General features: G+C 70.6%; 22 protein-coding genes. 14 read left to right on the forward strand and 8 right to left on the reverse strand.

The window, feature by feature from the left end; genetic code table 11:
- Position 1: 1 nt before the first annotated feature.
- On the reverse strand, positions 2-178 hold the full coding sequence (locus AB0M73_RS34030) for a hypothetical protein (protein ID WP_157495136.1): 177 nt from the start codon (positions 176-178) through the stop codon (positions 2-4).
- A gap of 220 nt (positions 179-398) precedes the next feature.
- On the opposite strand from AB0M73_RS34030, the gene AB0M73_RS34035 reads away from it, so the two are divergent.
- On the forward strand, positions 399-563 hold the full coding sequence (locus AB0M73_RS34035) for a hypothetical protein (protein ID WP_157495138.1): 165 nt from the start codon (positions 399-401) through the stop codon (positions 561-563).
- Positions 564-795: 232 nt separating this feature from the next.
- Here the strand turns inward: AB0M73_RS34035 and AB0M73_RS34040 are convergent, their stop codons facing one another.
- A complete protein-coding gene (locus tag AB0M73_RS34040; protein ID WP_363899558.1) occupies positions 796-1,020 on the reverse strand; it encodes a DUF2630 family protein in 225 nt (74 codons plus the stop codon).
- Between the two features lie 108 nt (positions 1,021-1,128).
- On the opposite strand from AB0M73_RS34040, the gene AB0M73_RS34045 reads away from it, so the two are divergent.
- Together AB0M73_RS34045 and mmuM are read left to right on the forward strand one after the other, a co-directional pair.
- Positions 1,129-2,355 carry a trypsin-like peptidase domain-containing protein gene (locus tag AB0M73_RS34045; protein WP_363899560.1) on the forward strand — a complete coding sequence of 409 codons (1,227 nt, stop codon included), beginning with the start codon at positions 1,129-1,131 and terminating at the stop codon, positions 2,353-2,355.
- Between the two features lie 2 nt (positions 2,356-2,357).
- Positions 2,358-3,257, forward strand: a complete 900-nt coding sequence (gene mmuM / locus AB0M73_RS34050; protein WP_363899563.1) for a homocysteine S-methyltransferase — start codon at positions 2,358-2,360, stop codon at positions 3,255-3,257.
- A 19-nt stretch (positions 3,258-3,276) separates the two neighbouring features.
- Here mmuM and AB0M73_RS34055 read toward each other — a convergent pair whose 3' ends face one another.
- Positions 3,277-3,417: a hypothetical protein gene (locus AB0M73_RS34055; protein ID WP_363899566.1), complete on the reverse strand. Its 141-nt coding sequence runs from the start codon at positions 3,415-3,417 to the stop codon at positions 3,277-3,279.
- Positions 3,418-3,474: 57 nt separating this feature from the next.
- Positions 3,475-4,338: a helix-turn-helix transcriptional regulator gene (locus AB0M73_RS34060; protein ID WP_363899569.1), complete on the reverse strand. Its 864-nt coding sequence runs from the start codon at positions 4,336-4,338 to the stop codon at positions 3,475-3,477.
- Between the two features lie 131 nt (positions 4,339-4,469).
- On the opposite strand from AB0M73_RS34060, the gene AB0M73_RS34065 reads away from it, so the two are divergent.
- The 4 genes from AB0M73_RS34065 (at position 4,470) to AB0M73_RS34080 (ending at position 7,664) form a co-directional block, all read left to right on the forward strand.
- Positions 4,470-5,237, forward strand: coding sequence for an SDR family NAD(P)-dependent oxidoreductase (locus AB0M73_RS34065; RefSeq protein ID WP_363899572.1), 768 nt, complete (start codon positions 4,470-4,472; stop codon positions 5,235-5,237).
- 186 nt (positions 5,238-5,423) lie between these two features.
- Positions 5,424-5,951, forward strand: coding sequence for an ester cyclase (locus AB0M73_RS34070; protein WP_363899575.1), 528 nt, complete (start codon positions 5,424-5,426; stop codon positions 5,949-5,951).
- 51 nt (positions 5,952-6,002) lie between these two features.
- Positions 6,003-6,713, forward strand: coding sequence for a class I SAM-dependent methyltransferase (locus AB0M73_RS34075; RefSeq protein ID WP_363899579.1), 711 nt, complete (start codon positions 6,003-6,005; stop codon positions 6,711-6,713).
- A 3-nt stretch (positions 6,714-6,716) separates the two neighbouring features.
- On the forward strand, positions 6,717-7,664 hold the full coding sequence (locus AB0M73_RS34080) for an ABC transporter substrate-binding protein (RefSeq protein WP_363899582.1): 948 nt from the start codon (positions 6,717-6,719) through the stop codon (positions 7,662-7,664).
- Here AB0M73_RS34080 and AB0M73_RS34085 read toward each other — a convergent pair.
- Positions 7,627-8,178: a helix-turn-helix domain-containing protein gene (locus tag AB0M73_RS34085; RefSeq protein ID WP_363899585.1), complete on the reverse strand. Its 552-nt coding sequence runs from the start codon at positions 8,176-8,178 to the stop codon at positions 7,627-7,629. The genes AB0M73_RS34080 and AB0M73_RS34085 overlap by 38 nt on opposite strands.
- 87 nt (positions 8,179-8,265) lie before the next feature.
- Between AB0M73_RS34085 and AB0M73_RS34090 the strand changes: the two genes are divergently transcribed.
- Positions 8,266-9,117, forward strand: coding sequence for an LLM class flavin-dependent oxidoreductase (locus tag AB0M73_RS34090; protein ID WP_363899588.1), 852 nt, complete (start codon positions 8,266-8,268; stop codon positions 9,115-9,117).
- Positions 9,118-9,127: 10 nt separating this feature from the next.
- On the forward strand, positions 9,128-9,550 hold the full coding sequence (locus AB0M73_RS34095) for a GNAT family N-acetyltransferase (protein ID WP_363899591.1): 423 nt from the start codon (positions 9,128-9,130) through the stop codon (positions 9,548-9,550).
- Here AB0M73_RS34095 and AB0M73_RS34100 read toward each other — a convergent pair.
- The gene (locus tag AB0M73_RS34100) at positions 9,547-10,665 is read right to left on the reverse strand and encodes a methyltransferase domain-containing protein (RefSeq protein ID WP_363899594.1); all 1,119 of its coding nucleotides are present in this window, start codon (positions 10,663-10,665) and stop codon (positions 9,547-9,549) included. The genes AB0M73_RS34095 and AB0M73_RS34100 overlap by 4 nt on opposite strands.
- A 44-nt stretch (positions 10,666-10,709) precedes the next feature.
- Entirely contained in the window at positions 10,710-11,372 is a 663-nt protein-coding gene (locus AB0M73_RS34105) for a TetR/AcrR family transcriptional regulator C-terminal domain-containing protein (RefSeq protein ID WP_363899597.1), read from the reverse strand.
- 94 nt (positions 11,373-11,466) lie between these two features.
- Here AB0M73_RS34105 and AB0M73_RS34110 point away from each other — a divergent pair, with 94 nt between their 5' ends.
- Positions 11,467-12,093 carry a DUF4386 domain-containing protein gene (locus AB0M73_RS34110; RefSeq protein WP_363899600.1) on the forward strand — a complete coding sequence of 209 codons (627 nt, stop codon included), beginning with the start codon at positions 11,467-11,469 and terminating at the stop codon, positions 12,091-12,093.
- Positions 12,094-12,135: 42 nt separating this feature from the next.
- Complete coding sequence (locus AB0M73_RS34115; protein WP_363899603.1) at positions 12,136-12,915, forward strand: glucosamine-6-phosphate deaminase; 780 nt, start codon at positions 12,136-12,138, stop codon at positions 12,913-12,915.
- Between the two features lie 68 nt (positions 12,916-12,983).
- Here the strand turns inward: AB0M73_RS34115 and AB0M73_RS34120 are convergent, their stop codons facing one another.
- Positions 12,984-13,823 carry a PhzF family phenazine biosynthesis isomerase gene (locus tag AB0M73_RS34120; RefSeq protein WP_363899606.1) on the reverse strand — a complete coding sequence of 280 codons (840 nt, stop codon included), beginning with the start codon at positions 13,821-13,823 and terminating at the stop codon, positions 12,984-12,986.
- A gap of 186 nt (positions 13,824-14,009) precedes the next feature.
- Here AB0M73_RS34120 and AB0M73_RS34125 point away from each other — a divergent pair, with 186 nt between their 5' ends.
- The 3 genes from AB0M73_RS34125 to AB0M73_RS34135 are packed head-to-tail and all read left to right on the forward strand — an operon-like array spanning position 14,010 to position 18,453.
- Positions 14,010-15,335 (forward strand): hypothetical protein, encoded by a 1,326-nt coding sequence (locus tag AB0M73_RS34125; protein ID WP_363899609.1) that lies wholly within the window; start codon positions 14,010-14,012, stop codon positions 15,333-15,335.
- Complete coding sequence (locus tag AB0M73_RS34130; RefSeq protein ID WP_363899612.1) at positions 15,332-16,309, forward strand: glutamate ABC transporter substrate-binding protein; 978 nt, start codon at positions 15,332-15,334, stop codon at positions 16,307-16,309. Before AB0M73_RS34125 ends, AB0M73_RS34130 begins: the two co-directional genes overlap by 4 nt.
- 2 nt (positions 16,310-16,311) lie before the next feature.
- Positions 16,312-18,453, forward strand: coding sequence for a tetratricopeptide repeat protein (locus tag AB0M73_RS34135; RefSeq protein ID WP_363899615.1), 2,142 nt, complete (start codon positions 16,312-16,314; stop codon positions 18,451-18,453).
- Positions 18,454-18,518 lie beyond the last annotated feature (65 nt).

Below are 18,518 nucleotides of genomic sequence, written 5' to 3' on the forward strand. Positions count from 1 at the left end.
CCTAGGACGGTCGCCGGTTGGCCCACGAGTCGCCGAGCAGGATCAGCCCGGCGATGGCCACCGGCACCAGCGCGAACACCACCAGGTCGCTGATGACGAGCACGACCGCCACGATCACCAGCGGCACGACCGCCAGGAAGCAGAACGGGTCCAGCGGCCCGAACCGGTTACCGGCCATGGACCGCTCCGGCGGTGCGATGAGTGACGATCACACCGAGAGAGTAGTGATGTCTTCCTGAGGACGCGCAGCCGCACCGCGTTCCCACGCTCGGCGCAGGTTCCGGCACCGTCCGTGAGGCTCGCACCGCCGTTCCGGTGGCGCAGTTCACCTCGCGTTTGGCCGCCGGTCGTCACCGGGTACGCGATAGGCATCCCCCCGGAAGAGTGGAGCCGAGCCCATGACCACCCTGCACCAGCGTGTCCGTCGACCCACCTACCGCACCCGCCCCGTCGAGGACGGCCTCGACATCGGCGCCTGCCGCTGCTCCCGCGTCACCGACTCCCTCGGCCGTCGCATCCTGCACCGCCGCTACACCTGCACCGGCCGCGACGCCCGCTCGTAAGACCCGGCAGTGCGCCCTGATGGGGGCCGACGCGCACGACTTGCAGCGCCGGCCCCCATAGGGGCGCTACTGGCGGCGTTCCACCCCTTTGACCTGCCGTTTCCCACCTATCCACAGGCGCCGACTTATCCACAGCCACCCCTCGTCCAAGATCCACTTCGGGCCGGCGCGGGTAGGCTGGGCTTGGGGCGGCCACCCCGGGATAGGGCGGGGGCTGTCCAGAACTACCGCGTCACTGGCGGTAGTTCTCGACCTCGCGCGTCGAGCGGGCCGCGGCCTCGTCGGGGTTGCGGCCGAACTCCTCCTTGGCCCGCCGCTGGCGCAGGAGGTCCCAGCAGCGGTCCAGCTCGGCCTCTACCTCCGCCAACCGTGCGGCATCCGGCTCGTGGTGGCCGCGGAGCGTGTGCTCCTCGTCGACCAGCGCCTTGACCCGTCCCAGCACATCGCCGTCGTCCATGAGCACATTCTTACCCCTCCCTTGACAGCCTGCACTCAGGCTCTCCTCAGGTACGCGAGGTGTAGTGGTGGGGAGCAGCAAAAGCGCCACGGCGTCGAGGAGAGGGCGATGACCCAGCCGTACGGCTACCCGCAGATGCCGGACCAGGGCGGTTACTTCGGCTACCCGCCGCCGCCCCCACCTCCGCCGCCCCCGCGCCGGACGGGGCGAACGGCGCTGACGGTGGTGCTGGCGGTGGCGGCCGGGGTCGCGCTGGGCGCGGCGGCCGGCAACTACATCCCGACTTTGTTGCACGGACAGTCACAGGGCTCGCCGTCGGAGCAGTACACGCTGCCGGGGCAGCCGGGCCGGACCGAGCAGCAGACGCCGGCGGACAGCCAGGGCATCGCCGCCAAGATCGATCCGACGCTGGTCGACATCAACACCACGCTGGGCTTCCAACAGGCGCAGGCCGCCGGCACGGGCATCGTGCTGTCGTCCAACGGCCTGGTGCTGACCAACAACCACGTGATCAACGGCGCGACCAGCATCAGCGCGGTGGACATCGGCAACGGCAAGACCTACCAGGCCTCGGTCGTCGGCTACGACCGGTCGCACGACATCGCGGTCATCCAGCTGCAGAACGCGTCGGGCCTGGCCGCGGCGCCCATCGGCTCCTCGGCCAATGTCGCCCAGGGCGACCAGATCCTGGCCATCGGCAACGCGGGCGGCGTCGGCGGCGCGCCCAGTGTGGCTGCCGGCACCGTGACGAGCCTGGAGCAGTCGATCACGGCGTCCAGCGAGGACGGCACGTCGGAGCAGCTCACGGGCCTGATCCAGGTCGCCGCCAACGTGCAGCCGGGCGACTCGGGCGGGCCGCTGGTGAACTCCAGCGGACAGGTCATCGGCGTCGACACCGCGGCGTCGCAGGGCTTCCAGATGGACCGTGGCGGGCAGCCGACCGGGGGCGGGCAGGGCTTCGCCATCCCCATCGACCAGGCCATGGCCGTCGAGAAGCAGATCGCCGCCCACCAGTCCAGCGCGACCGTGCACATCGGCGACTCCGCCCTGCTCGGCGTGCAGGTCTCGCCGGCCGCGACCGGCCGCGGGCGCCGGGCCCAGGCGGTGAACGGCGCGGTGGTCTCCGGGCTGCTTCCCAACTCGCCGGCCCAGGCCGCCGGCATCTCCGAGGGTGATGTCGTCACGTCCGTCAACGGCCAGGCCGTCGATTCCCCGAACACCCTGACGACGCTGCTGACCCAGTTCCACCCGGGCGACCGGGTGTCGGTCGGCGTGTTGTCGGCCGAGGGCCAGCAGACTGTGACCGTGCAACTCGCGAAGGGTCCGGCCCAGTAGCCATGGCTTTCCGCCTGGACACGCCGCTGGTCCTCGACGGCGGGTTGTCCAACCAGCTCGCCGCCGCCGGCTACGACCTGTCCGATCGGCTGTGGTCGGCACGGCTGCTTCGCGACGATCCGGCGGCCATCGTCGCCGCGCACCGGGCGTACTTCGAAGCCGGTGCGGACATCGCCACCACGGCCAGCTATCAGGCCTCCTACGCCGGTTTCGGCGACGACGCCCCCGAGCTGCTGCGCCTCAGCGTCCGGCTGGCCCGGCAGGCCTCGTTCCAGGCCAACGTCGATCGCCGGCTGTGGGTGGCCGCCTCGGTCGGCCCTTACGGCGCGGTCCTGGCTGACGGCTCCGAATACCGTGGCCGCTACGGGCTTTCCCACCGGGAGCTCGTCGACTTCCACCGGCCGCGCATCGAGGTGCTGGCCTCCGCCTCGCCCGATGTCCTGGCCCTGGAGACCATTCCCGATGTCGACGAGGCCGAGGCTCTGCTGACCGTCATCGCCGACGTCGACATCCCGGTCTGGCTCTCCTTCAGTATCGACGGCTCCTTCACCCGCGCCGGCCAGCCCCTGGCCGAGGCTTTCGCCCTCGTCCGTGACGTGCCCTCGGTTCTGGCCGTCGGCGTCAACTGCTGCGACCCGCTCGACGCCGCGGCCGCGGTTCCGCTGGCCGCCGCCGTCAGCGGCAAGCCCGTCGTCGTGTACCCCAACAGCGGCGAGGGCTGGGATCCCATCGCCCGCTCCTGGGACGGCAAGCCCACTTTCGACCCCTCGCTCGTCCCCACGTGGATCCGTGACGGCGCCCTCCTGGTCGGCGGCTGCTGCCAACTGGGCCCCGCCGACATCACCGCCATATCCGCCCACGTCAACCCCGGCGAGTCCCGCCCAGCGTCACACCGAATGTAGGTTTCGTGCAGACCCCCGGTCAGAAACCGCCGCGAGTCCCGCTCTCGGGCAACTCCATGTGACGGTCATCGTGGCCGAACGGTTGTTGCCACAGAGCCACTTCCTGCTGCCACGGACAGCGGTCGGCGAACGCATCGCGAACGTCGGCCACGCCGATCATTCGGTCCTCCAATGCTTTCGCACCCGGGTGGCCCCGCCGGACAACGACCCGGCCGGATCACTGGTCCACGGTCTCCTGGAGGACACGTACTTTCGCCCACGTGTCCTCGTCCACCGGGGTGTGGGTGATGAGCTTGATCTCCGAGCGCTCGCCGAGCCACAGTTGCGTGTAGTCGAGCGTGAGCAGGCCGACCTCGGGGTGCAGGTAGCGTTTCGTGAAGTTCTCCGGCGCCCGCACGTCGTGCTGGTCCCACAGTCGCTCGAAGTCCGGCGACTCCTGCCGCATCCTCTTGACCAGGCTCTTCCAGCGCGGCTCGGCGCCGTGCGCCGCCATGCCGGCGCGGAACCGGCCGACGAGTCGGGCGGCGGCGTCCTCCCAGTCCAGGGTGGCCGCCCGCCACCTCGGCGAGGTGAACACCAGCAGCAGCCAGTTGCGGTCCTCGAACGGCAGGTGAGCAAGTCCGCCGACCATTCGCTCGTAGGTGCGGTTGTAGGCGAGCAGGTCGAAGCGCGCGTTGACGACGGCGGCCGGGATCGGTTCCAGGTGGGTCAACATCACCAGCACGGCGGGCGGGATGGCTTTGCAGTCGCGGTCCATCGCCGGCTCGGGATGTCCGGCCAGCGTGTAGAGGTGGACCCGCTCGGAGGAGTCGAGTCGCAGCGTGCCCGCGATCGCGGCGAGCACCTGCTCGGAGACGTTGATGTCCCTGGCCTGCTCCAGCCAGGTGTACCAGGTCACGCCGACGCCGGCGAGCTGCGCGACCTCTTCGCGACGCAGGCCCGGGGTGCGCCGGCGGCCCGCGACCGGGATACCCGTCTGCTCGGGGGAGATCCGCTCGCGCCTGCTGCGCAGGAACGACGCCAGCTCCCGCCGCCTGACCTGCTGATCGGTCGGCGGTGTCGGCTCGGCCGGCGTCGTCATGAGGACACTGTGCCACTGCGCGAAGCCTGTTACCAGGTGGTGTGGGTACCGGGATAACCACACTCTGGCACCAGGATAAATCGGACCGCAGAGTTGACCTCGTCATCATCACGATTCCGGAGGTCATCGCCGTGCCCCATTCCACCATCCTGCGGTCGACGGTCGCCCTGGTCACCGGGGCCAGCAGCGGCATCGGCCAGGCCACCGCCCGCAGGCTCGCCGCCGAGGGCGCCACTGTCGTGCTGGTCGCTCGCCGCCAGGACCGCATCAACACACTGGCCAAGGAGATCGCCGAGCGGGATGGCCACGCCGTCGCGCTGGCCGCCGACCTGACCGACCCCGCTGCCGCAGCCGGCGTGGTCGGCGCCGCCGTCGCGCAGCTCGGCCGGCTGGACATGCTGGTCAACGCGGCCGGCGTCATGCTCCTCGGCGACGCGATCGGGGCCCCGTTGCCCGAGTGGCAGCAGATGGTCGACATCAACGTCAAGGGGCTGCTCTACATCACCAAGGCCGCCTTGCCGCACCTGGTCGACGCCGCCACCACCCACCCGCGGCAGGTCGCCGACGTGGTCAACATCAGCTCGATCGCCGGCCGCTTCGCCATCCCCAACGCCGCGGTGTACAACGCGACCAAGTTCGGCGTCACCGCCGCAACCGAGTCCTGGCGGCAGGAGTTCGCGCGGCGCAACGTCCGCTTCTCCGTCGTCGAGCCGGGGCTGGTGGAGACCGAGCTCATGGGCCACCAGCAGGCGGCGGTTCAGGAACGCATGACGGCCAGGTTCGCCGACGTCGAACAGCTGCATCCCGACGACATCGCCGAGGCTGTCGCCTACATCGTCACCAGCCCGCGCCGCCGAGCCGTGGCCGAGATCGTCATCCGCCCCACCGACCAGGTCTGAGCCTCGGTTTCAACGGCTCGCCCCGACGATGGCCGGGCAGCACGCGATCGCGCTGACCACAGCGACGCGGATCGGCGCGCGACCTGCTCGGCATTCGTCGGTGTCCCACACAGCCAAGGAGCGTTCATGCGAGTCCGTAAGTCGATCGCCATCGCGGTGGCCCTCGGGACCCTGCTCGTCGGAGGCGTGAGCGTCGAGGCTCAGGCCGACATTCCGCACAGCCAACAGCCGCCACACGTGTCGAGCCTCGTCGAGCACAACACCGAACTGGGTCGCGAATTCGTGGTGTTGGAGAACGAGCATGACGACACTCGCCGGCAACAGCTCGCCGACAGCATCGTCTCTCCGGCATACATCCAGCACAACGCGATCGTCGCGCCGGGTCGTGCCGGACTACTAGCCTTCTTCCACGGCATCCGGACGGTCATGCCGGACGTCAAGTTCACTGCTCGCGACATCTTCGCCACCGGCAGCAGGGTGGTCTCCCGTTTCACCATCACCGGCACCGTGACCGGAGGCCCCTTCCTGGACATCCCGCCGAGCGGTCAGAAACTCGAATGGGACGGAATTGACGTCTGGACGGTTCGTGACGGGCAGCTCTACGAACACTGGGACCAGTTCGACTGGCCTCGCGCCCTCATTCAACTGGGAGTCCAGGGTCTGCCGCAACCGTTCGTGCAGGCCGCTGGCCGCCCGCCTACACCAATCCGGTGACATCGCCACAAACCTCCGACGCTTCCTCGGCGTCGCCGCCACACTGCGACCGTGTCCCACGCGTTCGGAGCCATCGCCGAGGCGTACCACCGGCGGCGGTCCGAGATCCCGCTCGCAGCCTTCGACTGGCTGGTGCTGCAGCCGTGTCGACGGGCGGTGGAACTCGGTGCGGGCACAGGCATTCAGACGCGCCGCCTCGCTGTCTTCGCCGACGAGACGCTGGCCGTGGAGCCCGATCCGAACATGCGAGCGGCCTTCGCCGTCGACAACGCGAAGCTGCTCGCCGGCACGGCCGAGGACATCCCGGTCGAGGACGCCACCGCGGATCTGGTGGTGGCCTTCGAGTCGTGGCACTGGTTCGCCCAGCCGCAGGCCACATGCGAGGCGGCGAGGGTTCTCCGCCCCGGAGGAACCCTTGCGGCAGCGTGGAATCTGCCGCAGATCGACAGCGACTGGACCGAGAGGTTCTGGTGGCCGGTCACATCGGCCCACGACGAGAACCGCCGGCCAGGTCGTCTGATCCTGGCGACAAAAGCGCCGTTCGCGACGCCCCGATACCGTGTGCTGCACTGGACCTGGCGGCGCCACATCGACGACCTGGTCGCCCTGCTCGGCACCTACAGTCGCGTCCTCGCGCTGGATCCGGTGGAACGCGAGGAATTCCTCGACCGCCAACGATCAACAGTGCCCACGGAGCCGGACGGCACGGTCGACGTCCGGTTCACCACGGTCTGCTGGCGAACAGTCCACAAGGGAGCGTGAGTCATGCGTCGCATCGCGCTGCTGGCAGCGATAATGGTCGCCGTCACCGGGTGCAGCGTGCTCAACGGGGCTCAGGAACAGCACGGCAACGGGGCGACGGTGATCCGTGTCGGCGTGATGCAGGTGATCGACACGGCCCCGTTCTATCTGGCCCTGAGCAAGGGATACTTCCGCGATGAGGGGCTGACCGTCAAGATCACGCTGACGAAGAGCGGCACCGACAGCCTGCCGCTGCTCGCGGGCGACCACATCGACATCGGCTTCGGCAACTGGGCGACGCTGTTCCAGGCGCAGGCCAACGGCACCGGCGACTACCGGGTCCTGGCCGACGGCTCGCGGGGAGCCCCGCACGTGCAGATCGTGGCCACCCGCCCCGATTCCGGCATCCACAGCGCGCGGGATCTGGCCGGGAAGACCGTCAGCAGCAATGCCCCCAACGACATCCCGCTGCTCGCGCTCAAGGCCATCCTCCAGGCCGACGGTATCGACCCGAGCACGGTCAAGACGCCCATCGTGCACCACGCCGACACCCCGGCGGCCTTGGCCGGCAAGGAGGTCGACGCCGCGTTGCAGCTGGAGCCGTTCATCACGATCGCCCGCCGACAGGTCGGCACGGTCCCGGTCGTCGACCTCTACGGCCCTGGCCCCGCTAACGATCTCCCCATCGCCGGCTACTTCGCGCTCGACAAGTTCACGCAGCAGAACCGGGGCGCCGTCGCCGCGTTCCGGCGCGCGATCGAACGCGGGGCCGCCGACGCGCGCGATGTGGTTGCCGTGCAACAGATCCTGCCGACCTTCGTCGGGGGAGTGACACCGGACATTGCCAAGGAGGTCGCGATCCCGGTGTTTCCGACCTCGGTGTCACGGGAGCGCTTGCAGCGGGTCGCCGACCTGATGCTGGCGTACGGCCAACTCAAGGCGAAGCTGGACGTGGCGCGGCTAGTCCGCTGACCAGCAGCCGGACCAGGCGGCGTGCGTCGTAGCGGTCGTCCGATCCGATGCACAGGTTGCCGACCCCGCGCATCAGCTCGTACGCCGTGAGATCGCCCTGGATCTCGCCGGCCGCGGCGGCCGCGTCGAGCAGCGAGGTGCACACGGGCACGAGCCGGTCGAGGAAGTACTCGTGCAGCGGCCGGAAGTCGTCGGACTGCATCAGGCCGGCCAGACCGTGCTTGGTGACCAGGAAGTCGGCGAACAGGTCGATCCACCGGCCCAGCGCGACGAGCGGGGAGTCGGCGGCCAGCAGGCGCGGGCCCGCCTCGGCGCAGGCCTCGACCTGGTGCCGGTAGACGGCGATGATCAGCTCCGCGCGGGTGGGGAAGTGCCGGTAGATCGTGCCCATGCCGACGCCGGCCGCCGCCGCGATGTCGCGCACCGGCGCGTCCACCCCCGAGCGGACGAACACCTCCGCCGCCGCGTCGAGCAGCGCCTGCTGGTTGCGCCGGGCATCCGCGCGCTGGGTCACCGTGCCTCCTTGCTAAACGGAACATTGCTCCGTATCGTTAGCGGAGCAACGTTCCGTTTCCCTTAGTGTGCCACCTGGAGGCCAGTCATGCCTCGGTTCGGAATCATGACCGTTCCCATGCAGGCCGACTACGCCGACCTGCAACGCGTCTGGCGTGAGGCCGACGACGTGCCCGCCATCGAGCACGCCTGGCTGTTCGACCACCTCATGCCCATCGGCGGCGATCCCGACGGCCCCATCTTCGAGGGCTGGACCCTGCTGTCCGCCCTCGCCGCCCAGACCAGCCGGCTGCGCCTCGGCGTCATGGTCACCAGCAACCGCTTCCGCCCGCCGGCCGTGCTGGCCAAGATCGCCACCACCGTCGACCACGTCTCCGGCGGACGCCTCGACTTCGGCATCGGCGTCGGCTCGCGCCCCGACCATCCCCTGGCCCGGCGCGAATACGCCGCCCACGGCCTGCCCTTCCACGACTCCGCCCACGCCGTCGCCGCCCTCGACGAGGCCTGCACCGTAATTCGTCGCTTGTGGACAGAGGACGCGCCCTTCGACTTCGCGGGCGAGCACGTCTCCCTCACCGGCGCCTTCGGCAACCCCAAGCCCCTCCAACAACCCCATCCGCCGCTGCTCATCGGCGGCCGCTCGTCGGCCACCCTCCGCCTCGTCGCCAAGCACGCCGACCTGTGGAACATCCCCGGCGGCGACCTCCCCGACGCCGTCAGCCGCAGCGCGCTGCTCGACCGCTACTGCGCCGAGATCGGCCGCGACCCCGCCACCATCACCCGCTCCATCCACCTCGCCGTCTCCTACGACGACCCCGCCACCACCCGCGCGGCCATCAAGGAAGCCGTCGACGCCGGCTTCTCCCACCTCGTCCTCGGCCTCCCCGCCCCCTACCCCGACGGCGTCGCCCACTGGGTCGCCGAGGAGCTCATCGCCTAGGGTGCGGGCCATGGACGAACCGGTGATCGGCCCGGAATCCGAGGTGCCGCTGGAGGAACTGCTGGACCTCTATGGCGCGGTGGGCTGGACGGCGTACACGGGCCATCCGGAGGTGCTGCGGAAGGCCATAGAGGGGTCGTCGTACGTGGTGACGGCGCGGGTGGGGGACCGGCTGGTGGGGCTGGCCAGGGCGGTGTCGGACGATGCGACCATCTGCTACCTGCAAGACGTGCTGGTGCACCCGGAAGCGCAGCGAAAAGGCCTGGGTCGACAGCTGGTGGAGGCGGTGCTGGGGCGGTACCGGTCGGTGCGGCAGAAGGTGTTGCTGACGGACAATGAAAAAGCGCAGCGGGCCTTCTACGAAGCGCTGGGATACAAGGAGATCCGGGACTTCGGGGAAGGCACACTGCGCGCCTTCGTCAGGTTCGACTAGAGGGTGGCGCCGCGGCGGATGACGTAGGTGAAGCTCTCCCACTCGGAGCCGGACATGTCGTCGGGGACGGCGGCGACAACGTCGGAACCGCAGTGGGCGAACAACAAGCGCACCAAGGTGGGGTCCACGCCGAACATCTCCATGCCGCCGTCCTCACGGCCCTCGACGACCGGAGCGGCATCGGAAAGCGGCGCTGGGTCGGAAACCGCGGGCGCGGCGACCGGAACCGGGGCACCGGCAACGGAAACGGGGATCCGAACGGACGCGCCGCCCGCCTCGGCGAACCAGGAAACGGCCTCCTGCACGAGATCCAGCTCCAGTTCGTACGAACCGGGCTCGTCGGGGGCGGCGACGGGGACGTGCATCTCCACGGACTCGCCGGGAGCGATGTCGGACGGGATGTCGGTGCGGCCGTCATTCCACCGCACGGCCTCCTCGCCCCGCCGCCAGTGGTTGCCGAGACGGATGAGCTGCCCGGCCGGCCAGGCGACGGAGCTCAGGTTGGTGACCCGGGCCCGCACGACGGCGGTCTGCCCGGCGCCGAGGGCGGCGGGCACGTCGAGCGGCTCGATGCCGGCACGCATCGCGTCGAGCCCCAACGACGTGGGCTTGGCCGGCTGGGCCGGCATCTGGAGCACCAGCACACCGCCGGGCTTGGTCACCCGGTGCATCTCGACCAGGCACGCGAGCTGCACGGCCGGCGGCGAGTGCTGGATGGAGATGAGGCTGACCACGGAGTCGAAGGACTCGTCCTCGAACGGCAGCCGGTGCCCGTCGTAGGACGTGAACGAGACCCGGTCCGGGAAACGGTTGATCTTGTTGGCCTCGTCGACCATGGACTGCGCGATGTCCACGCCGACGACGGTGTCGACGTGGGCGGCCAGCCCGTTGCTGAGCCGGCCGGCGCCGCAGCCGAAGTCGAGGGCCCGCGCGCCGAGGGAGAGCCCGGCGGCCGCGGTGAGCTCGCGGACGTGCGCGATGGGCGCGGCGGCGGTGGCCAGGAACTCGTCGGTGTCCCAGCCGCCGTGCCGGCGGTCAGGGTCGGTGAGCACCGCCCACCGCGGGTCGACCCGCCCGAGCTTCTCCCACGTCGACTTCAGCCTGTCCAGTGCCATGCCGCTGATGGTATTTCGCCTCGTCCGAGGCATCGCGCCGGGGCCTAGGAGTGCCATCCCTTGTGGTGCAGGCGTTCGACGCCGTCCAGGAACAGGTCGATGCTGAACTCGAACTCGAACTGGTCGTCGCAGCCGGGTCCGACGACCGACCCCGGGTCGTGTGGGCGGCTGGTGGCGACGGCGACGATGTTGGGGAACTGCATGGCCATGAACCGGGCGACCTCGGGCGGGATCTCGGTCGCGGGCGTCGTGTCGTAGAGCTCCTGCGTGAAGCCGAAGACGCGGCTGCCCAACGCGTGCATGACGTGGTGGGTGAGGTCGACGGACAGGCCTCCGCTCAGGAAGATCCCGATGGTGGAATCCATGTAGGCCAACACGATCGGCGTCGGCGTGGTCTTGGACTCCATGGCCCGCCGGGCCCACGGGTGTCGCAACAGGACGGTCCGCGCCGACAGGATCCGCCGCCGCACGGCCGAGCGCCAGTCGAGGCCGTCGACCGGCGCCTCGATCTCCAGCACGACGGCGTCGATCATGCCGTCGAGCAGCTCGTCCTTGTTGGCCACGTGCTTGTACAGCGCCATCGGCACCACGCCGAGCCGCTGGGCCAGGCCCCGCATGCTGACGGCGTCGGCCCCCTCGGCGTCGGCCAGCGCCACCGCCGCGGCGAGCACCCGGTCCCGATTGAGCTGTTCCCGGCGAGCCGGCATGCGCTTCTCCCGAACGGACGGCTTGACAGGTGTACAGCGTACACCTACCGTTCCGGACATTGAGGTGTACGCCGTACACCTGGAGGGGAGACTCATGAGATCCACCGGCGCGCTGTACCTGGTCACGCACGTGACGTCCATAGCCGCGGTGATCCTGTACGGCCGGCTGCTGACCGATCCGTCCAGCGGAACGAACCCGAACGTGCAGGTCGGGGCGTTGCTGGAGATCATCCTGGCGCTGGCCGTCATCGGCACCGCCGTCGCGCTGTACCCGTTCGTCAAACGGCACGGCCAGGCCATCGCCCTCGGTTACATCGGCCTGCGCACGCTGGAGGCGGCGGTCATCGCCGTGGGCGTGCTCCCGCTGCTGGCCCTGCCGTCCGCCGACGCGGCCACGCTGGTCACGCTGCACAACGGGACGTTCCTGCTCGGCCCCGGCTTCGTCTGCGGCACGAACACCGTGCTCGCGGCCTTCCTCGTGCTCAAGGCCGGTCTGGCGCCGAAGATCGTGCCGGTCCTGGGCCTGGTCGGCGGCCCGCTGCTGTTCCTGGTCAGCGCCGCCCAGCTGCTCGGCGTGGTCGCCCAGTTCTCCGTCGCCGCCGCCGTCCCGGCGATCCCGGTCCTCGCCTGGGAGCTCGGCCTGGCCCTCTCGCTGATCGTTCGGGGAAACTCCCGTGAACGTGTCGCCGCGCACGTTCTCCCGACGCCCGCACACGGCTAAGATTGGTCTGAACCACTGGACCGAGTCGTCGGGGGCCTCAAGATGGAGATCGTGATCGTGCCGGACGCGCCGGCGCAGGGCGACCTGGCCGCGGGCGCCATCGCCGACCTGGTCGGCCGCAAGCCCGACGCGCTGATCGGCGTCGCCACCGGCTCCACCCCGCTGCCCGTCTACGAGGCCCTCCAGCGCCGCCGTGAGCAGGGCCTGAACCTCGACCGCGCCCGGATCTGCCAGCTCGACGAGTACGTCGGCCTGCCCACCGGCCACCCCGAGTCCTACCGCGAGGTCGTCCGCCGCGAGGTCCTCGACCGCCTCGGCATCTCCGACGACCGGTTCATGGGACCGGACGGCTCCGCCGCCGACGTGGTCAGGGCCTGCGCCGACTACGAGCGGACCCTCGCCGCGGCCGGCGGCGTCGACCTCCAGCTGCTCGGCATCGGCACCGACGGCCACATCGGCTTCAACGAGCCCATCTCGTCCTTCGGCTCGCGGACCCGGGTCAAGACCCTGACCAAGCAGACGCGGGTCGACAACGCCCGCTTCTTCGCCGGCCTCGACGAGGTGCCGCAGCACGTGCTCACCCAGGGCATCGGCACGATCATGGAGGCCCGGCACCTCATCCTGCTGGCCACCGGCGAGTCCAAGGCCGAGGCCGTCGCCCTCGCCGTCGAGGGCCCGCTGGCCGCCATCGTGCCGGCCTCGGTGCTCCAGCTCCACCCGCACGCCACCGTCATCCTCGACGAGGCCGCCGCCGGCCAGCTCAAACTGGCCGACTACTACCGCTCCACCTACGCCACCAAGCCCGCCTGGCAGGGCCTCTGATTTTCGCTACGTGAGTGGCTTGCTTCGCATCCACGGCCACCTGAGCCACTCACGTAGCCGGAACGGGACTAGGTGATGGGTGTCGCGGCGCCACTTACGGTCACACGGGGGTCGGCCGGGTCGAGGTCGACGGTGAGCAGGCTGGGGCGGCCCATGTCCTCGCCCTGGCGCAGGGTCAGCCGCACGGGTTCGGTGACCCGGCCGGTGGCCAGCAGGTAGCCGCCGAAGGCCGCGGCGGCGGAGCCGGTGGCGGGGTCCTCGACGACGCCGCCGACGGGGAACGGGTTGCGGGAGTGCCAGACGGTGTCGCTCTCGGGCCACAGCAGCTGCACGGTGGTCCAGCCGAAGCGGGTCATGATCGTGGTCAGGCGGTCGAAGTCGTAGCTGAGCGACGCCAGCCGGGCCCGCGAGGCGAGCACCAGGACCAAGTGGTGGTTGCCGGAGAAGGCGACATGGGGCACGTGCTGGCTGGACAGGTCGGCGGTGGACCAGCGCAGCGCGACGAGGGCGTCGGCGATCTCCTCGGGGGTGGCCTCGCGGGACGAGGTGGGCACGCTGGTCAGGCTGGCCCGGGTGAGGCCGTCGTCGCCGAGCGTGGTGGTGACGGGGATCTCGCCGGCCTGGGTGTGGAACAGCAGCGGCCCGTGACCGTCGCGTTCGGCCAGGGCGACGGCGGTGGCGATGGTGGCGTGCCCGCAGAAGGCGACCTCGGCCAGCGGGCTGAAGTAGCGCACCCGGTAGCCGTCCTCGGCCCTGGTGACGAAGGCGGTCTCGGAGTAGCCCACTTCGGCGGCGATCTTCTGCTGGTCGGCCTCGTCCAGCCCGGTGGCGTCCAGCACGACGCCGGCGGGGTTGCCGCCGTCGGGCGTGGTGGTGAACGCCGCGTAACGCAGCACGTCGGTGGTCATGCCGGCCATTGTTCCTCACCTAGACCAATCGGGTTCGTCAATGGGGCCCCGGCCTGCGCCAACCAGGTGAGGGCGACCACACCGAGGGGCAGACATGTGGTGCCCGCTCATCGATTCGGGTAGCGCCGCGCGACCTCACGATCGATAGTCGACATGGGAGGACGAGCGGGGAAGGGGTGATCGCCGGTGGCCGGTGTGATCACCCGGGCCGCGGCCCTGCCGCGCGCGCCGATCCGGCTGTGGCGGCTGGCCCGCAAGCTGGTCCGCTCCACGCCTGGACGGCTGGTCGGCATGGCCGCCGGCCTGGTCGTGCTGGCGATCATCGTCGGCGTGGTGACCTGGTCCGGCGTGCAGGCCAAGGGCGACGACGTGCAGGACCTGGCCACCAGCGCGGAGCCGCTGAGCGTGGCCGCGCAGGACATCTACCGCGCCCTCCAGGACGCCGACGCCACGGCGTCGAGTGCCTTCCTCGCCGGCGGCATCGAGCCGGCGGCGACCCGTCAGCAGTACCTGGCCGACATCGCCCAGGCGACCTCGGCCCTGACGCTGGAGGCCGGCACCCAGGCCGCCCCGGGCGCGCTGGAGACGCTGTCCAGCCAGCTGCCGATCTACGCGGGGCTGGTGGAGACGGCGCGGGCCAACAACCGTCAGGGCTTCCCGGTCGGCGCGGCCTACCTGCGTGAGGCGTCCGGCCTGATGCGGGCCAAGCTGCTGCCGGCCGCCGAGCAGCTGTACCGAGCCGAGAACGCCCGCTTCACGCAGGAGCAGGACGCGGCGACCTCGTTCCCGATCGGCCAGATCGTGCTGCTGCTGATCACCGTCGGCCTGCTGTTCGCGGCCCAGTGGTATCTGGTCGGCGCGACCAACCGCCTGGTCAACACCGGCCTGGTGGTGGCCAGCACGGCCGCGGTGATCGGACTGCTGTGGACGGCCGCGGCGATGACGGCCGTGACGTTGCACCTGGACAGTGCCAGAAAGGACGGTTCCGACCAGGTCGCCGTGCTGGTGCAGGCCCGGTTCGCGGCCGTGCAGGCCCGGGCCGACGAGACGCTGACGCTGGTCGTCCGCGGCAACGGCCAGAGCTACCAGACCGACTACCTCACGGCGGCCAACCGGCTCGGCGGCCGCGACGGCTCGCAGGGCCTGCTCGGGCAGGCCAGGGCGATGGCCACCGACCCGTCCGTCCAGACGGCACTGGACGACGCGATCCGCGCCCAGCAGGCCTGGATGACGGTGCACCGCCGGATTCGCGACGCCGACGACGCCGGCCAGTACAACCAGGCCGTGCAGTCCAGCATCGGCGCCAGCGCGAGCAGCAGCGGCACCCTGTTCGCGGATCTCGACCGCAACCTCGTGTCCGCATTGGACACCGCGCGCACGGCGTTCAACCGGCAGGCCTCGGCCGCCGATTCGGCGCTGATCCTGCTGCGGCCCGGACTGATCGTCATCGCGGTCCTGATCGGCGTAGCCTCGGGGTGGGGAATCTGGCAGCGGTTCAGGGAGTACTGGTGAGGGCGGCGGTTGCGGTGACCGCGCTGGCGATGGTGCTGGCGGGGTGCGGCTCGGCCGTGCCCGCGCAGCCCGTGGACAGCTCCTCCTCGGTCACCATGCCCGAGCCGCCGGGCGTCGCCGGCTCGCCCGCGCCGACCACCGGCGCCAACGGCCCGGACACCACATGCGACGCCACGGCCAGCCTCCGGCCCAGCGGTCCGTTGCCGCCGCCCGGGCAGATGCCGGACGGCTCGACCATGGCCCGCATCGTGCAGCGTGGGCGGCTGATCGCCGGCGTGGACCAGAACACGTTCCCGATGGGCTTCCGCGACCCGATCACCGGCCAGGTCGAGGGCTTCGACGTGGACATGCTGCACGCCGTGTCGGACGCCCTGTTCGGTGACCCGGACCGGATCCAGTTCAAGGCGATCACCTCCGCCGACCGGATCCCGGTGCTGCAACAGGGACAGGTCGACATCGTGGCCCGCACGTTCACCATCGACTGCGCGCGGGCCGCCCAGGTCGGCTTCTCGTCGGTGTACTTCTCGGCCGGGCAACGGGTTCTGGTCGACGCGAACTCGACCGTGCAGGACATCGGCGGCATGGCCGGCAAGAAAGTGTGCGCCACCAAGGGATCCACCTCGCTGGACGCGCTGACCAAGGTGGCCTCCAAGCCGCAGCTGGTGTCGGTGGACAACTGGACGGACTGTTTGGTCCTCATGCAACAGGGCCAGGTCGACGCGACCTCCACCGACGACACGATCCTGGCCGGGCTGGCCGCGCAGGACCCGTACACCAAGGTGGTCGGGCCGCGGTTCGCCGACGAGCCGTACGGGCTGGCCGTGCCCAAGACCGACACCGACTTCGTCCGCTTCATCAACGCGGTGCTGGAGAAGATCCGCGCGGACGGCACCTGGACCAACGACTACAAGCACTGGCTGGGCGATCGGCTCGGGCCGGTGCCCGCGCCGCCGACCCCGCGATACCTGGACTGACGATGGCGACCGAGCAGTGGGAACCCGCCGCGACCGGCCTCGCGCCGACCGGGCACACCGACTCGCACTGGCGGCCGTCCAGCCAGGGCTCCAGACCGCTGACCGGGCCGTCGCTCGGCCGCGGCGGCCTGGGCGCCGGCCTGGTCGAGGTGCCGCGCGTGCCCTACCGGGACCCGTCGACCGCCGTGCTGGACGAGCCGATGGTGGCCGAGAACAAGCGGTTCTGCTCGCACTGCGCGTCCCGCGTCGGTCGCGGCGGCAACGGGGCGGCGGGGGAGACCGTCGGCGTGTGCCCGCGCTGCGGCACGCCGTTCTCGTTCGTGCCGAAGCTGACGCCGGGCGAGGTGCTCGGCGGGCAGTACGAGGTGCTGGGCTGCCTCGCGTACGGCGGCCTCGGCTGGATCTACCTGGCCCGCGACCACAACGTGAACGACCGCTGGGTGGTGCTCAAGGGCCTGATCGACACCGGCGACCCGGCCGCGATGGCCGCCGCCGTGGCCGAGCGTCGGTTCCTGGCCGAGGTCGAGCACCCGAACATCGTCAAGATCTACAACTTCGTGCAGCACCCGGACCCCGACACCGGCACGATGGTCGGCTACATCGTGATGGAGTACGTCGGCGGCGACTCGCTGCGGGAGCTGGCCTACAAGCGCCGCCGGCCGGACCGGCGGATCGAGCCGATGCCGCTGCCCCAGGTGATCGCGTACGGGCTGGAGATCCTGCCCGCGCTGGGTTATCTGCACGGTGTCGGCCTGCTGTACTGCGATCTCAAGCCGGACAACGTGATCCAGACCGACGAGCAGCTCAAGCTGCTGGATCTGGGCGCCGTGCGGCGGATGGACGACTACGAGAGCCCGCTGTTCTTCACCGCCGGCTACAGCGCGCCGGAGCTGGGCCGGCGCGGGCCGTCGATCGCGTCCGACCTGTACACGGTCGGGCGGATGATGGCCGTGCTCAGCTTCGAGTTCCCGGAGTACCGCAGCACCCGCAAGCACAGCCTGCCCGGGCCGGACGAGGTGCCGCTGTTCGAGATCTTCGAGTCCTACCACCGGTTTCTGGCCCGTGCCACGCACGAGAAGCCCGAGCAGCGCTTCCATTCGGCCGAGGACATGGCCGAGCAGCTGGTCGGCGTGCTGCGGGAGGTCGTGGCCATCGGCGGCGAGCAGCCGCCGCCCCGGCTGTCGCACATGTTCAGCCCCGAGCGCCGTCCTTTCGGGCCACGGGACGAGCTGTTGGCGCCCGAGCCCCACGAGGTCGCCGTCGCGCTGCCCGTGCCGCAGGTCAACGCCGGCGACCCGGCCGCCGGTTTCCTCGCCACCGTGACCGGCGTCGATCCGAAGGCCATGTTGCAGAGCCTGGACAACGCCCCCATGGTCACGCCTGAAGTCCTGTTGCGGCGGGCCCGCGCGTACATCGATCTGGAGGACCTGCCGTCGGCAGTTGCCGCTTTGGATGAGGCGGCCGAGGACGTGCCGGGGGACTGGCGGGTCAGCTGGTACCGGGGCCTGGTGGCGATCGCCCAGTCCAAGCCGAAGGAGGCCAAGGTCGCCTTCAACGCCGTGTACGACCGGCTGCCCGGCGAGCCCGCCGCCAAGCTGGCCCTGGCCGTCAGCGCCGAGCTCTGCGGTGATCATGGCGCTGCCGCGCGGTATTACGAGCTGGTGTGGCGCACGGATCACGGCTACGTCAGCGCCGCCTTCGGTCTGGCCCGGACCCGGCTGGCCCAGGGGCATCGGTCGTGGGCCGTGGAGATCCTCGACACCGTGCCCGACAGCTCCAGCCAGTACCTGTCCGCGCAGATCGGCGCCCTGAAGGTCCGCATCCGGGACCGCCGCCCCGCCGAGCTCACCGTCGCCGACCTGCTGGAGTCCGGCAAGCGCCTCGACCACCTCCTGCTGGACGTGCAGAAGCGGGTCAAGCTCACCGCCGACGTCCTCGGCGCCGCCTTCGACTGGGTCCTGGCCGGCAAGCCCGGCGGCGACAACGGCGTCACCACGGTGTTAGGGGCGGAGCTGACCGAGCGGGGCCTGCGCTTCGGGCTGGAGGACTGCTACCGCACCTTGGCCCGCCTGGCCAGCACCGTCACGGAACGCGTGGCCCTGGTCGACCGCGCCAACGCCGTCCGCCCCCGCACCCTGCGCTAGCTGCTGCCACATGCGCTTCCCATTTGCGCTCTGGTGCCACATAGGAAGCGCATGTGGCGACATCG

The sequence above is a fragment of the Kutzneria sp. NPDC051319 genome, assembly GCF_040682195.1.
Taxonomy (GTDB): domain Bacteria; phylum Actinomycetota; class Actinomycetes; order Mycobacteriales; family Pseudonocardiaceae; genus Kutzneria.

Bases quoted from the DNA above. Each gene is read 5' to 3' on its own strand.
- AB0M73_RS34030 (WP_157495136.1), bottom strand. From the start codon at position 178: ATGGCCGGTAACCGGTTCGGGCCGCTGGACCCGTTCTGCTTCCTGGCG.
- AB0M73_RS34035 (WP_157495138.1), top strand. From the start codon at position 399: ATGACCACCCTGCACCAGCGTGTCCGTCGACCCACCTACCGCACCCGC.
- AB0M73_RS34040 (WP_363899558.1), bottom strand. From the start codon at position 1,020: ATGGACGACGGCGATGTGCTGGGACGGGTCAAGGCGCTGGTCGACGAG.
- AB0M73_RS34045 (WP_363899560.1), top strand. From the start codon at position 1,129: ATGACCCAGCCGTACGGCTACCCGCAGATGCCGGACCAGGGCGGTTAC.
- mmuM (WP_363899563.1), top strand. From the start codon at position 2,358: ATGGCTTTCCGCCTGGACACGCCGCTGGTCCTCGACGGCGGGTTGTCC.
- AB0M73_RS34055 (WP_363899566.1), bottom strand. From the start codon at position 3,417: ATGATCGGCGTGGCCGACGTTCGCGATGCGTTCGCCGACCGCTGTCCG.
- AB0M73_RS34060 (WP_363899569.1), bottom strand. From the start codon at position 4,338: ATGACGACGCCGGCCGAGCCGACACCGCCGACCGATCAGCAGGTCAGG.
- AB0M73_RS34080 (WP_363899582.1), top strand. From the start codon at position 6,717: ATGCGTCGCATCGCGCTGCTGGCAGCGATAATGGTCGCCGTCACCGGG.
- AB0M73_RS34090 (WP_363899588.1), top strand. From the start codon at position 8,266: ATGCCTCGGTTCGGAATCATGACCGTTCCCATGCAGGCCGACTACGCC.
- AB0M73_RS34095 (WP_363899591.1), top strand. From the start codon at position 9,128: ATGGACGAACCGGTGATCGGCCCGGAATCCGAGGTGCCGCTGGAGGAA.
- AB0M73_RS34100 (WP_363899594.1), bottom strand. From the start codon at position 10,665: ATGGCACTGGACAGGCTGAAGTCGACGTGGGAGAAGCTCGGGCGGGTC.
- AB0M73_RS34105 (WP_363899597.1), bottom strand. From the start codon at position 11,372: ATGCCGGCTCGCCGGGAACAGCTCAATCGGGACCGGGTGCTCGCCGCG.
- AB0M73_RS34110 (WP_363899600.1), top strand. From the start codon at position 11,467: ATGAGATCCACCGGCGCGCTGTACCTGGTCACGCACGTGACGTCCATA.
- AB0M73_RS34115 (WP_363899603.1), top strand. From the start codon at position 12,136: ATGGAGATCGTGATCGTGCCGGACGCGCCGGCGCAGGGCGACCTGGCC.
- AB0M73_RS34120 (WP_363899606.1), bottom strand. From the start codon at position 13,823: ATGACCACCGACGTGCTGCGTTACGCGGCGTTCACCACCACGCCCGAC.
- AB0M73_RS34135 (WP_363899615.1), top strand. From the start codon at position 16,312: ATGGCGACCGAGCAGTGGGAACCCGCCGCGACCGGCCTCGCGCCGACC.